Source organism: Pannonibacter sp. (assembly GCF_051860505.1).
Taxonomy (GTDB): domain Bacteria; phylum Pseudomonadota; class Alphaproteobacteria; order Rhizobiales; family Stappiaceae; genus Pannonibacter.
The window spans coordinates 141,002-154,916 of sequence record NZ_JBHYDX010000001.1; the positions used below are offsets into that span (position 1 = coordinate 141,002).

A 13,915-nucleotide genomic window follows, 5' to 3' on the forward strand; every position below is an offset into this window, starting at 1 on the left:
TCAGGGATTATGTCCGAGCGGCAGCGGAGGCTCCTCGGTCATCAGCAGGATGGCGATGCGGCGGTTGGCGGCGAGGAACGGGTCATTTGGAAACAACGGCTCGCTGTCCGATTTGCCGACGACAGAGAAGATCTGGTCCTGCGGCACGCCATATTCGGTCAGGATCTGCCGGGTCACGTTGGCGCGGTCGCTGGACAGTTCCCACCCGGTGTAGGTCGGATCGATCGCCGAACTGCCGGTGGTGGTGTGCCCTGTGATCTCGATCCGGTTCGGCATTTCTGACAGGACCGGGGCCAGCCGCGTCAGCAGGCGGCGCGTGGTCTCGTAAGGATACTTCGATCCTTCGCGGAACATCGCACGGCCGTCCTGGTCGACGATCATGATATTGAGGCCGTCTTCGGTTTCCTCGAAAATGATGTTCTGCGAGATTTCCGTGATTTCCGGCATTTCCTGCAGCGCCTGGCGCAGGGAGGCGGCCGCTGTTGCAAACTGGCGCGAACGCTCGATGTCCGCTTCCACCGTGTCATGGGTGTTGGCTTCCGGACCCTGTTTGCTCTTCTGCTCATGCGCCTCTTCGGCGAAGTCGGAGTCCAGTTCCTGCGGCGCCTGGCTGACGCTTTTCATGTAGTCGCGCACCGGCGTGCCCTGGATCTCGATGATGCCGTCGCGCTTCGAGGTTTCCTTGACGCCGAACGCATCCTTCATCGAGCCGGCAACGATCTGCATCTTCTGCTTGTCCTGGATGGAGAAGGAGATGATGAGCACGAAGAAGCACACCAGCAGGGACATCAGGTCGGCGAAGGTCACAAGCCATTCGGGTGCGCCGCCACTTACCTGTTTCTTTCGGGCCATGTCCGGGCCTCCTTGCTTGCCGTTCGGGTTACGCCGCGTCCATCAGGCCGGCGCGAGCCTTTTCGGGCAGATAGGCAATCAGCATTTCCTTGATCAACGCGGGGGACTTGTTCTCGCGGATCTGGGTAATGCCGTCGATGATCAGGGTCTGGTTGAGTTCTTCGATGTCAAATTTTGAATCGAGCTTGTCGCAGACCGGAAGACACAGGATGTTTGAAATCAGCGCGCCGTAGAGCGTCGTCAAGAGCGCGATGGCCATGGCGGGGCCGATGGCCGAGGGATCGTCCATGTTGGCCAGCATCTGCACCAGACCGACCAGCGTTCCGATCATGCCAAAGGCCGGGGCGCTGTCGCCGAGGGCCTTGAACACGCGTTTGCCTTCCGACAGGCGCGACAGGGTGAGGTCCCGTTCGCGTTCCATGGATTCGCGAATGAAGTCCAGTTCATAGCCATCGGCGATATATTGTACGCCCTTGGCCAGGGACGGGTCCGAGACATCGACATTCTCCAGGCCCAGCGGCCCGGATTTGCGCACGATTTCAGCCAGATTGCCGATTTCGTCGATCAGGTCCCTCGGCTTGATGCTTTTGCTGGTGAAGGCAACCTTGCCGCCGACGACAAACGCGCCGCCGATGCCGGCCAGCGGAAACCGGATCAAGGTCGCGGCAAAGCCACCGCCGAACACGATCAGGATCGACGGAATGTCGACGAACTGTCCGAAGCTGCCCCCCAGCAGGATTGCCACTGCGACGACCGCAAAGGATCCCACGATCCCGAGAAGTGTACCAAGATCCATCCACGCGACCCGACTGTACCGGGGCGAACTGCCCCCACCGTTGGGCCGGAGTGTAGCCAGCGTTTGGCTAATCAATCGCTAATGCACAAAGCACGAAGATGTGTGCAGCTTGCAAACTGCAAATCAGGCCGTGCCGATGCGCAACAGGTCATGCAGATGGATGATGCCGACCGGGCGCCCGTCCTCGACCACAAAGACCGAGGTGATCTGGGCTGCATTGATGAACTCAAGTGCCGCCGCTGACAGCAAATCGCCTGAAATCGACTTCGGCTTGCGCGTCATGATTTCGTCGACAGACTTGTCGAGGAAATTCGTCGAGATGTGGCGGCGCAAGTCCCCGTCCGTGACGATGCCGACCAGCTTGCCGTCCGCGTCGGTGACACCGACCACGCCGAACCCCTTCTGCGTCATCAGCACGATGGCATCGCGCATCGGGGCTCCCAGGCTGACCAGCGGAACGCTGGCGCCGGAGTGCATGATGTCCCGGGCAAGGCGCAGGCTGGCGCCCAGCTTGCCGCCTGGATGGAACACCCGGAAATCCTGTGCCGTGAAGCCGCGCGCTTCCAGCAGCGCCACGGCCAGCGCGTCGCCGATTGCCAGTTGCAACAGGGTCGAGGATGTCGGTGCAAGGCCATGCGGGCAGGCTTCGGTTACCTTCGGCAGGGCCAGGACGATATCGGCTGCCTTGCCAAGGGCGCTGGTCTCGGACGACGTGATTGCGATCAGCGGCACGCGGAAACGGCGGGTGTAACCGATGATACTGGCCAGTTCCGTCGTCTCGCCCGACCAGGACAAGGCCACAACCACGTCATCCGACGTGATCATGCCGAGGTCGCCATGGCTGGCTTCGCTGGCATGGACAAAGAACGCCGGCGTGCCGGTGGAGGCGAGCGAGGCTGCCATCTTGGTGCCGATGTGACCGCTCTTGCCGATCCCGGTGATGATGGCGCGGCCGCGAATGCCGCGCATCAGGGCGATTGTTCGTGCGAAGGGGGCGCCCAGTCCGTTGCGCAGCGCAGCGCGCAAAGCCGTCAGGGCGGCAATCTCGGTCTCGATGGTCCGGTCTGCGGACGCAAGACTTGCCTCCGCATCGCCCGCCAGTCCGGCGTCCTGCGCCGGAAGATGTGCACTGTGCATCTGTCCTGTCCCGTTGGCTTTTCTTTGGCCTGGCCCCCGCCTGATCTCAGGTTGTCTAAGCCAGCGGAGGGCATCAGGCAAGGGGCCGCGCCAACCGGCTAAGGAGCGCGGGCAGGTGGCGCCTCTCAATCCGGTCGGCGGTTGGCATGGCTCGCATCTGCGACCGGGCTTGGCAACTGCCTATTAACCATGTTCGGTCACCATGCGAGGGTTATTTGTATTCATTCCTGCCCGGGTGCCCGCATGTTCCGCCGAATGTCCGTCCTGTTCCTGCTTGCCGTGGCCGGCGGTGTGCCGGCTTTGGCGCAGCAGGCGGACATTGGCGGGCTGCGCGGCTCGGCCAGTGATGAGGGCAATTCGTATGGCGGCCAGTCCGGTGCCGGCGCGACGGGCGCTGATCTCGGCGGTCTTGGCTCCGAAGCTCCAGCGACCACGGGCTCCATCGGCACTCAACCAAACGGCCGCCTCAGTGCAACGGCCGAGCGCGGGTCGTCCGGCCTCGTCAGCGGCGGACGGCAGGACCGTGTCCGTCCGTTTGCCGACCGGCTTTCAGCGGTGCGCCGGACCCCGGCTCTGGGCGGCAGTGGTGGAGCCCTGGCCGATGACGTCTTCGCTGGCGACACGACCTACGATGCGCCAACGGGCCTGCGGGTCGGCACTTTCACGATCATTCCCCAGCTCACGGTCAGCGGCGGCTGGTCAACCAATGCGGCCGGCTCTTCCTCCGGGCGTGGCAACTCGCTCTACACCATCGCACCTGACCTGTCGGCGACCTCGAACTGGTCCCGCCACGAACTGACACTGTCGCTGCGCGGCAGCTATGCTGCTTTCCCGGGCAGCAAGTTGCGCACCGAGCCGTCGGTCACCGGATCGACAGCCCTGCGCCTTGATCTCAGCGACACCACCGAGGTCAATGCCAGCGCGGGCATCACCTATTCCCGCGAGACTCAGTCGACGGCCGAAAACCCGTCGGGCGAGGGCGATGTCTATGGCTACACCGGGTCACTGGGTGTTTCCCATGCCGCAGGGCTTGTCGGTCTGACCCTGCGCGGCGACATCGAGCGCACGGCTTACACGCTGGAAACCACCGCCGATGCCAACAACCGCAACAACACGCTCCTTTCGGCAACGGTGCGCGCCGACGCCCTGACGGGGGCAACGCTGCAGCCTTTTGTCGAGGCAACCGTGTTGCGCCGCGCCTTTGACAGCACCTGCAATGCCGCCTGTGTGAAACGCGATGCCACCGGTTACCAACTTCGCGCCGGCACGACCATCGAGGCAGGGCCGAAGCTGGCCGGCGAGATCGGAGCCGGATGGCGTGTCGAGAAGCTCGACACCAACCGTCTTGACGATCTGTCCGGGCTGGTTGTCGACGCATCGCTGGTCTGGTCGCCGTCGCGGCTGACGACGGTGACGGCGGGTGTTGGAACAACCTTTGCGCCGTCCTATCTGCCGACAGCAGCGGGTTCGATCCTCTATTCGGGTGATCTGCGCATCGCCCATGCGTTTTCCGACCGCTTCGTCGGCGAAGCCGGGGTTGGCTACCAGCTCCGGCACTATGAGGGCGTCAACATTGACGAGCGCACCACGAGTGCGCTCGCCGGGCTGACCTATGCGGTCACCCGCAATGTGGCTCTCACCGGCAACTATACATTCCGGACCTTTGACAGCAGTCAGGCCGGTGCGAACTACAATGAAAGCCGGATCCAGGCCGGCATCCGTATTCGTCGGTGAGACAAATGCGGGGTAACTGGATGGTTCATTTTGAGTGCGGGGGCATTCCAGGCTTGAGGAGGCCTTGATGACGAAGATCGGTTTGACCGGAAAAGACACAACCCGGCCGCGTGGCCGCTCTTTGCGGGTGATTTCTGCCCCCGTTCTGTCCCTGGCCCTGTCTGCGGCCGTGTCGCTGGCGGCGACGGTTTGGGCGGGGACGGCACAGGCCGATGCGCGCTTTGATGCCTTTATCCGCAACATGTGGCCGGAAGCGCGGGCAGCCGGCATCACGCCGAACACCTATAACGCCGTCTTCACCGACATGACGCCCGATCCCGATACAGTTCGCCTGATGTCGGCCCAGTCCGAATTCGTCAAGCCGGTCTGGGACTATCTCGGCAGCGCCGTTTCGGAGAGCCGTATCGAGACAGGTCGGCGGATGCTGCAGGAGCATGGCGCGGTCCTGCGGGAAATCGAAGCCCGGTATGGCGTCGACCGGGCCGCCGTTCTGGCTGTCTGGGGTATGGAGACCAACTACGGCGGCTTCATGGGCAAGCACAATGTCATTCGCGCGCTGGCAACGCTCGCCTATGGCGCGCCGCGCCGCCAGGATTTCTGGAAGGGTGAGTTGATCACCGCGCTGGCCATCGTGCAGGCCGGGCACGTCCGCCATGAGCAGATGATCGGCTCCTGGGCTGGCGCGATGGGACATACCCAGTTCATGCCGACGAGCTGGAAGCGCTATGCCGCTGACTACAACGGCGATGGCAAGCGCGACATCTGGACCAGCATTCCGGATGCTCTCGCCTCCACGGCCAACTATCTCAAGGAACATGGCTGGCAGACCGGCAAGACCTGGGGCTATGAGATCCGCTTGCCGCGCGGCTTCGATTACTCTCTGGCCGATGACAGCACGACCAAGACGGTCGCTGAATGGTCTCGCCTCGGTGTGGTGCGGGCCAATGGTAAGGGCTTTCCGCGTCCCGATGACAAGGCGGTCCTGGTGTTGCCGGCCGGTGCAGCCGGCCCGGGCTTCCTGATGCTGCGCAATTTCTTTGTCATCAAGCGCTACAACAATGCCACGGCCTACGCGCTGGCCGTTGGTCATCTGGCGGACCGGATCCGGGGCGGCGATGCCCTGGTCGGCGATTGGTCTCGTGATCAGTTGCCGCTCAACAAGGAACAGACGATGCAGCTCCAGGCGGCACTCAACCGCAAGGGCTTCAGTGTCGGCAATCCGGACGGTCTGGCAGGCCCTGCGACTCGCAAGGCAATCCGGGCGTTCCAGAAGTCGCGCGGCCTGATCCCGGACGGTTACGCGTCGGTGACATTGCTTGCCCAGATGCAGCGCGGCGGCTGAGCCTTTCGGCGCGGCGTGCTTCGGCCTATAGTGCACCCTGAAAAGGGAGGCAGCTGACGTGCGACGCAGCCTGGGTTTCTTGCCGATGATCGTGGTGATGCTCGCTCTCGCCCTTGCTGGCGGGCTTGCGGGCGTACCGGCTTTTGCGCAGAACGGACCGATCACGCCGCCGCCCTCGGCGGACGGGTTTAATCCTTTCGGTCCCTTGCTGCGGCTCTTCGGTGTCACCGAGCGTGAGCGGCCGGTGAAAGAGAAGGCCCCTGCCGCTGTCCGCCCTGCGCGTCAGCCCAGTGGTCCTCCCGCTTTTACAGCCGTTCCCAAGGACGACGATGCCGGCATAGTTCTCGTCATTGGCGACGGCATGGCTGAGGGCCTGGCGGAGGGAATGGCGTTTATCCTGGCGCAAAAGCCATCGGTCCGCGTTGAAAAGCTGGTCGAGCCCAAGGCCGGACTTCTCGGCACTCCTCCTGTCGCCTGGGCAGACAAGGTTGCCGCCCGGATCGCCGGAGGGAATGTTCGCGCCGTGGTGATGATGCTGGGAACCAGCGATGTTGAGGCCAACTCTGCACAGGTCGAGCCGACGGGCACGGAGAGCGGCGTTGCCGGTTCTGAATTTGGTTCACCGGCCTGGCGCGAAACCTATCGCCAGCGGCTGGGGTCCGTGATCCAGGTCGTCCGGCGCGAGCGCAAGCCGTTCCTGGTCGTCGGCTTGCCGCCGGCTGAATCCGCCGATCTCAGCCAGAATTTCCAGGTCATCAACGATGTGCTGAAGCTGACGGCGGAGGGCGCGCGTTCCACCTATGTCGATATCTGGTCGGTTTTCCTCGATGACAACGAAGCCTACGCAGTTTTCGGTCCGGATGTTGCAGGCCAGCGCCGGCGCTTGCGCGCCAATGACGGCATCGGCTTCACCTGGGCCGGCTATCGCAAGGTTGCCTTCTTCGTTGAACGGGAACTTGCCCGCGTCCTTGGCGGATATGGCAGCCAGGCCTTCGAGGGCGTTGCCGATGACCCCGATTTCATCGTGCTGACCGGTCGCACCGTTCCTGCCGATGACACGCTTGCCGGCGGCCCCGACGTGGTCGACGAATTCGCGCCGGAACCTGGCGCCTCGGTCCAGGCTGCACAGCGCTTCCTCGTCCTCGGCGAAGCCCATCCCTCCGTCCCCGGCCGCGTCGACGACACCCGTCTGGAAACGCGCTGATCCACCGGTGTCACCCTGGCTCTCGCGATGCTCGGCCGGGGTGACCCGGAGCGAAACTGCACCGTCGGTGGGCTGCAAAAAACGAAGGGCGGCCAATGGCCACCCCAGACTGCTGACAAACCCTCTATGGTCATCCCGGACGCAGCGAAGCGAAGATCCGGGACCGGAGTGCCAAGGTCTCTCCGGTGTTAACTCATTGAAATATAGAGGCATCGACTCTCCGGTCCCGGCTCAGCGCTACGCTTGGCCGGGATGACGGCGGTGGGGTCGAGGTTTGTCATCAAGCTCGGGCGGCCAATGGCCGCCCTTGTGATTTCCCTGTCTCAGCGCCTCAACGCGGCAGCAGGCTGGAGCCGGTGAGGTATTCGTCAATGGCGCGGGCGGCCTGGCGGCCTTCGCGGATCGCCCAGACCACCAGCGACTGGCCCCGGCGCACGTCACCGGCGGCAAAGACGTTGTCGATGCTGGTCTTGTAGTCCTCGGTGTTGGCCTTGACGTTGCCGCGCGGGTCGAGCGCCAGCTTGTCGCCGGCTTCCGCGATGAACGTGTCGGCACGCGGACCGGCAAAGCCGATGGCGGCCATGACAAGGTCGGCACGCAGGATAAATTCTGTGCCTGGGATCGGCTTGCGCTTCTCGTCGACGCGGGCGCACTTGACGCCGGTCACGCGGCCCTCTTCCGAGACGAGGCCAAGTGTTGCGGCTGCAAACTCGCGCTCCGCGCCTTCGGCCTGCGACGACGACGTGCGGAACTTGGTCGGCCAGTAGGGCCAGACGGTCAGCTTGTCTTCCTTCAGCGGCGGCAGCGGGCGGATATCGAGCTGGGTCACCGACAGCGCACCCTGGCGGAACGCGGTGCCGACGCAGTCAGAGGCGGTATCACCGCCGCCGATGACGACGACATGCTTGCCGCCGGCCCAGATCGGCGCTTCACCCGACACGTCTTCCCCGCCAACGCGGCGGTTCTGCTGCACGAGATAATCCATCGCCCAGTGCACGCCTTCAAGGTCCATGCTGCCGATGCCCGGATCGCGCGGACGCTCGGCGCCAGCGGCCAGCAGCACGGCATCATGGCGCTCGGACAGCTCTTCCATGGTCACGGTGACGCCGACGTTGACGCCGTAGTGGAAGGTGACGCCCTCGGCTTCCATCTGGGCGACGCGGCGGTCGATGTGCCGCTTCTCCATCTTGAAGTCCGGGATGCCATAGCGTAGCAGGCCACCGGCCCGCGGCTCGCGCTCATAGACATGCACCGTATGGCCGGCGCGGGCCAGCTGCTGCGCCGCGGCCATTCCCGCCGGACCCGAGCCGATGATGGCAACGGTCTGGCCGGTCTTGGTGGCGGAGGGTTCGGGAACGATCCAGCCCTCGGCCCAGCCCTTGTCGGCCAGCGCCTGCTCGATGGTCTTGATGTTGACCGGCAGGTCTTCGAGGTTCAGCGTGCAGGCTTCCTCGCACGGGGCGGGGCAGATGCGGCCGGTGAACTCGGGGAAATTGTTGGTCGAATGCAGGTTGCGCACGGCCAGTTCCCAATCACCCTGGTAGACCAGGTCGTTCCAGTCCGGGATCTGGTTGTGCACAGGACACCCCGTGGGGCCGTGGCAATAGGGAATGCCGCAGTCCATGCAGCGCGCCGCCTGGCGTTCCACGTCGCCTTCGCTCAGCGGCAGCGTGAATTCGCGGAAGTGGCGAATGCGGTCGGACGCCGGCTGATACTTCTGGTCCTGCCGGTCGATCTCGAGAAATCCGGTAACCTTGCCCAAGGCAACCTCCTTGAAAAATCCTGTCTGTGACGGGCCGCCTCGACCATCATCGGGAGGCGGCGGCTTGGCGTTGGCGCCTGCCCTGCCGGCGTGCCGGACGGGCAGGGGAGGGGCGGCTTATTCGGCCGCCACCATGCCCAGCCGTTTCTCTTCCATCTCGCGCAAGGCGCGGCGGTATTCCACCGGCATCACCTTGACGAACTTCGGACGGTAGGCCTCCCAGGCATCCAGGATGGCCTTGGCCTTGGTCGACCCGGTGTTGGCCACATGGTTCGACAGCAGCTGGCGCAGGCGCTCGTCGTCGTGGCGGGTCATGTCCCCGGTCACGTCGACGCGGCCCTTGTGCTCCAGGTCGCCGCCGTGGTGATGCAGCTTCTCCAGCAGGTCATCTTCCTCGGTGACCGGCTCGATGTCGACCATGGCGAGGTTGCAGCGCGAGGAGAAGTTTCCTTCCTCGTCCAGCACATAGGCAATGCCGCCGGACATGCCGGCCGCGAAGTTGCGCCCGGTCTGGCCGATGACGACAACAATGCCGCCGGTCATGTATTCGCAGCCGTGGTCACCCACGCCCTCGACAACCGCCACGGCACCCGAGTTGCGCACGGCGAACCGCTCGCCGGCCACGCCGCGGAAGTAGCACTCGCCCTCGGTCGCACCATAAAGCACGGTGTTGCCGACGATGATCGCCTCTTCCGCTGGGATCTTGGACTTGTCCGACGGCCGCACGATGATCTTGCCACCCGACAGGCCCTTGCCGACATAGTCGTTGGCGTCGCCCGTCAGGGTCAGCTTGATGCCGCGTGCGAGGAACGCGCCGAAGGCCTGACCGGCAGTGCCCTTCAGGTTGATCTTCAGCGTGTCGGCCGGCAGGCCCTTGTGGCCGTAACGCTTGGCAACCTCGCCGGAGAGCATCGCGCCTGCTGAACGGTCGACCGAGCAGATCGTCTCTTCCACGATGGTCGGCGCCTTGTCGTCCAGCGCCGGCTTGGCGGCAGCGATCAGGCGGCGGTCGAGGATGTCGACGATCGGATGCTCCTGGCGCATGGTCCAGCGGGTGTCTTCAGGGGCTGCTTCCGGCTGGTAGAAAATGCGGCCGAAGTCGAGCCCGCGTGCCTTCCAGTGATCAATCGCACTGTCCTTGTCGAGGAAGTCGGCGCGGCCGATGATTTCGTCCAGCTTGGCAACGCCAAGCGAGGCCATCAGTTCGCGCAGTTCTTCGGCGACGAAGAAGAAGTAGTTGATCACATGCTCCGGCGTGCCCTTGAAGCGCTTGCGCAGCACCGGATCCTGGGTGGCAATGCCAACCGGGCAGGTGTTCAGGTGGCACTTGCGCATCATCAGGCAGCCCGCCGCGATCAGCGGTGCAGTGGCAAAGCCGAACTCGTCAGCACCCAGCAGGGCGCCGATCAGCACGTCACGGCCGGTCTTCAGGCCGCCGTCAACCTGCAGCGCCACGCGGGAGCGCAAGCCGTTCAGCACCAGCGTCTGCTGGGTTTCGGCCAAGCCGATTTCCCAGGGGCTGCCGGCATGCTTGATCGAGGTCAGCGGCGAAGCGCCGGTGCCACCGTCATAACCGGAGACCGTGATGTGGTCGGCACGTGCCTTGGCAACGCCAGCGGCCACCGTGCCCACACCCACTTCCGACACCAGCTTGACGGAGATGTCGGCTTCCGGGTTCACGTTCTTCAGGTCGTAGATCAGCTGCGCCAGATCTTCGATCGAGTAGATGTCATGGTGCGGCGGGGGCGAGATCAGGCCGACGCCCGGGGTCGAGTGACGCACCTTGGCGATGACCGCATCCACCTTGTGGCCGGGCAGCTGGCCGCCTTCGCCGGGCTTGGCACCCTGCGCCACCTTGATCTGCAGCATGTCGGCATTGACCAGATATTCGGTGGTGACACCGAAGCGGCCGGAGGCGACCTGCTTGATCGCCGACCGCTGCGGGTTCATCGAGCCGTCCGGCAGCGGGTTGAAGCGCTCGGCTTCCTCGCCGCCTTCACCGGTGTTCGACTTGCCGCCGATCTTGTTCATCGCGATGGCCAGCGAGCTGTGTGCCTCGCGGCTGATCGAGCCGAAGGACATGGCACCCGTCACGAAGCGGCGCACCAGCTTTTCGGCCGATTCCACCTCGTCGAGCGGGATCGGCTTGCGGCCGAGCTCGTCCGCGCTCTTGATGCGGAACATGCCACGGATCGAGAAGCGGCCGGTCTCCCGGTTCGACATCTCGGCAAACTCCCGGTACTTGTCCGGCAGGTTGCCGCGCACGGCGTGCTGCAGCGTCGCGATGGAATCCGGCGTCCACATGTGGCTCTCGCCACGGATGCGGTAGGCGTATTCGCCGCCAACCTCGAGCGAGCGGCGCAGAATGGCGACGTCCTCGAAGGCTTCCCGGTGGCGCATCACCGTTTCCTCGGCCACTTCATTCAGGCCGATACCCTCAATGGTCGTGGCCGTGCCGAAGAAGAACTTCTCGACAAAGCTGGAAGACAGACCGATTGCGTCGAAGATCTGCGCGCCGCAATAGGACTGGTAGGTCGAGATGCCCATCTTGGACATGACCTTGAGGATGCCCTTGTCGATCGACTTGATGTAGCGGTGAACCACTTCATCGGCGTCGACTTCCTCGGGGAAGTCCATCTCGGCATGCATCGACAGCAGGGTTTCGAAGGCTAGATACGGGTTGATCGCCTCGGCGCCATAACCGGCCAGCACGCAGAAATGATGGATCTCGCGCGCCTCGCCCGTCTCCACGACCAGGCCGACGGAGGTGCGCAGGCCCTTGCGGATCAGGTGATGGTGCACGGCTGCGGTGGCCAGCAGCGCGGGGATCGCGATGCGGGCACGGCTGATCATGCGGTCGGACAGGATGATGATGTTGTATCCGTCCCGGACGGCCTTCTCGGCGCGCTGGCACAGTTCCTCCAGCGCCTCTTCCATGCCCGCAGCGCCCTTGGTGGCGATGTAGGTCATGTCGAGCGTCTTGGCCGAGAAGTGATTGTCGGCGATGTCGCCGATGCGGCGGATCTTCTCCAGGTCCTCGTTGGTGAGGATCGGCTGGCGGACTTCCAGGCGCTTGGCGTGCGACAGGCCCTTGAGGTCAAACAGGTTCGGACGCGGACCGATGAACGAGACAAGGCTCATCACCAGTTCCTCGCGGATCGGGTCGATCGGCGGGTTCGTCACCTGGGCGAAGTTCTGCTTGAAGTAGGTATAGAGCAGCTTCGACTTGTCGGACAAAGCCGAGATTGGCGTGTCCGTGCCCATCGAACCCACGGCTTCCTGCCCGATGGTGGCCATCGGTTGCATCAGCAGCTTGATGTCTTCCTGGGTGTAGCCGAAGGCCTGCTGACGGTCGAGCAGGCTCTCGCCGGCGACAGGGGCCCGCTCACGCACGCCCGGCATGTCTTCCAGCACGATCTGCGACCGGTGCAGCCAGTCCTTGTACGGGTTGGCCGTGGACAGCTGCCGCTTGATCTCGTCATCCGAGACAATGCGGCCTTCTTCCAGGTCGATGAGCAGCATCTTGCCCGGCTGCAGGCGCCACTTCTTGACGATCTTCTCGTCCGGGATCGGCAGCACGCCGACTTCCGACGACATGATCACATAGTCGTCGTCGGTGACGATGTAGCGGGCCGGACGCAGGCCGTTGCGGTCCAGCGTCGCGCCGATCTGGCGGCCGTCGGTGAAGGCCACGGCAGCCGGACCGTCCCATGGCTCCATGATCGCGGCATGATAGGCGTAGAAGGCGCGGCGGTTCTCGTCCATCAGCGGGTTGCCGGCCCAGGCTTCAGGGATCAGCATCATCGCCGCGTGGGCCAGCGAGTAGCCGCCCATGACGAGGAATTCGAGTGCGTTGTCGAAGCAGGCGGTGTCCGACTGGCCTTCGTAGGAAATCGGCCACAGCTTCGTGATGTCGTCGCCGAACAGCGGCGAGGACACGGAGGCCTGGCGGGCTGCCATCCAGTTCACGTTGCCGCGCAGCGTGTTGATCTCGCCGTTATGCGCCACCATGCGGTACGGGTGGGCGAGATCCCAGGACGGGAACGTATTGGTGGAGAAGCGCTGATGCACCAGGGCCAGGGCCGAGGTGAAGCGCTCGTCCGTCAGGTCCTTGTAATAGGCGCCCAGCTGATAGGCCAGGAACATGCCCTTGTAGACGACGGTCCGGCTCGAGATCGAAACCAGATAGAAGCCGTTCTTCACCGCGTTGCTTTCGGCGCGGACGGTGTTGGAGATCACCTTGCGCAGCACATAAAGCCGGCGCTCGAAGGCGGTCTGGTCGGCGCAGTCGGTCGCGGCAATGAACAGCTGGCGCGAGACCGGTTCGGTTGCGGCAATGTCCGGCGCCTTGGACAGCGACGAATTGTCGACCGGCACGTCGCGCCAGCCGATGACCTTCTGGCCTTCGGCAGCGACAACCCGCTCGACGATTTCCTCGCACTGGGCGCGCAGCGCCGGGTCCTGCGGCAGGAACAGGAAGCCAACGCCATACTGGCCCGGTTCCGGCAGGGTGATCCCCTGGGCCGCCATTTCAGCGGCGAAGAAGGCATGCGGGATCTGCACCAGCATGCCGGCGCCGTCACCCATCAAAGGGTCGGCGCCCACCGCGCCGCGATGGGTCAGGTTTTCAAGAATGTTGAGGCCGTCTGCGACGACCTTGTGCGATTTCTGGCCTTTGAGATGCGCAATGAAGCCGACGCCGCAGGCATCGTGTTCGCGAGAAGGATTATAAAGCCCTTTGTCTGCCGCCTCGCGCAGACGCGTAGCCAGGGTAGTCGCGGTTCGGGTTTTCGCACCCGCGTCGCGTTCGCCCATGACCATGGCTGTGCTTGCCGTCAGCTCACTCTTCATCATTATGCGTCCTCACTGTGATCGCAGTGGTGCCGCGTGACTTTCAGGATAAAGCGCAAGCGCGTCCGTCCACCCTGGACCAGGCGCAAGCGACACCTCCCTCAGCCTCTGCCGCGGCTCTGTCTTAATTTAACGCTTCGCTCGTCGAAAGCGAATCGTCACGCGTCCGGCGGAACTGCCGCCAGGCATTGATCCGGCAGGCCTGCCCTGGTGCGGCCATGCGGCGCGCGCCCGGCG

General features: G+C 64.2%; 8 protein-coding genes. 3 read left to right on the forward strand and 5 right to left on the reverse strand.

The genetic code is table 11. The features are described from left to right. The 3 genes from ACTIFE_RS00625 to ACTIFE_RS00635 form a co-directional block, all read right to left on the reverse strand. Positions 1 to 852 (reverse strand): flagellar motor protein MotB, encoded by an 852-nt coding sequence (locus tag ACTIFE_RS00625; RefSeq protein WP_439527227.1) that lies wholly within the window; start codon positions 850 to 852, stop codon positions 1 to 3. Between the two features lie 28 nt (positions 853 to 880). Next, positions 881 to 1,648 (reverse strand): MotA/TolQ/ExbB proton channel family protein, encoded by a 768-nt coding sequence (locus tag ACTIFE_RS00630; RefSeq protein WP_439527228.1) that lies wholly within the window; start codon positions 1,646 to 1,648, stop codon positions 881 to 883. 123 nt (positions 1,649 to 1,771) lie between these two features. Beyond that, positions 1,772 to 2,785, reverse strand: a complete 1,014-nt coding sequence (locus tag ACTIFE_RS00635; RefSeq protein ID WP_439527229.1) for a KpsF/GutQ family sugar-phosphate isomerase — start codon at positions 2,783 to 2,785, stop codon at positions 1,772 to 1,774. Positions 2,786 to 3,028: 243 nt separating this feature from the next. On the opposite strand from ACTIFE_RS00635, the gene ACTIFE_RS00640 reads away from it, so the two are divergent. The 3 genes from ACTIFE_RS00640 to ACTIFE_RS00650 all read left to right on the forward strand — a co-directional run bounded on the left by ACTIFE_RS00640 (position 3,029) and on the right by ACTIFE_RS00650 (position 7,065). Next, positions 3,029 to 4,519, forward strand: a complete 1,491-nt coding sequence (locus ACTIFE_RS00640) for an outer membrane beta-barrel protein (RefSeq protein WP_439527230.1) — start codon at positions 3,029 to 3,031, stop codon at positions 4,517 to 4,519. 67 nt (positions 4,520 to 4,586) lie between these two features. Beyond that, positions 4,587 to 5,861, forward strand: coding sequence for a lytic murein transglycosylase (locus ACTIFE_RS00645; protein WP_439527231.1), 1,275 nt, complete (start codon positions 4,587 to 4,589; stop codon positions 5,859 to 5,861). A gap of 58 nt (positions 5,862 to 5,919) precedes the next feature. Then, positions 5,920 to 7,065: an SGNH/GDSL hydrolase family protein gene (locus ACTIFE_RS00650; RefSeq protein WP_439527232.1), complete on the forward strand. Its 1,146-nt coding sequence runs from the start codon at positions 5,920 to 5,922 to the stop codon at positions 7,063 to 7,065. A gap of 331 nt (positions 7,066 to 7,396) precedes the next feature. On the opposite strand, the gene ACTIFE_RS00655 is transcribed toward ACTIFE_RS00650, so the two are convergent. Both ACTIFE_RS00655 and gltB read right to left on the reverse strand, forming a co-directional pair. Beyond that, positions 7,397 to 8,827, reverse strand: a complete 1,431-nt coding sequence (locus ACTIFE_RS00655) for a glutamate synthase subunit beta (protein ID WP_439527233.1) — start codon at positions 8,825 to 8,827, stop codon at positions 7,397 to 7,399. 117 nt (positions 8,828 to 8,944) lie between these two features. Next, complete coding sequence (gene gltB / locus ACTIFE_RS00660; RefSeq protein ID WP_439527234.1) at positions 8,945 to 13,681, reverse strand: glutamate synthase large subunit; 4,737 nt, start codon at positions 13,679 to 13,681, stop codon at positions 8,945 to 8,947. Positions 13,682 to 13,915 lie beyond the last annotated feature (234 nt).

Coding starts and splice junctions, on each gene's coding strand:
- ACTIFE_RS00645 (WP_439527231.1), top strand. CDS start 4,587: ATGACGAAGATCGGTTTGACCGGAAAAGACACAACCCGGCCGCGTGGC.
- gltB (WP_439527234.1), bottom strand. CDS start 13,681: ATGATGAAGAGTGAGCTGACGGCAAGCACAGCCATGGTCATGGGCGAA.
- ACTIFE_RS00635 (WP_439527229.1), bottom strand. CDS start 2,785: ATGCACAGTGCACATCTTCCGGCGCAGGACGCCGGACTGGCGGGCGAT.
- ACTIFE_RS00640 (WP_439527230.1), top strand. CDS start 3,029: ATGTTCCGCCGAATGTCCGTCCTGTTCCTGCTTGCCGTGGCCGGCGGT.
- ACTIFE_RS00630 (WP_439527228.1), bottom strand. CDS start 1,648: ATGGATCTTGGTACACTTCTCGGGATCGTGGGATCCTTTGCGGTCGTC.
- ACTIFE_RS00625 (WP_439527227.1), bottom strand. CDS start 852: ATGGCCCGAAAGAAACAGGTAAGTGGCGGCGCACCCGAATGGCTTGTG.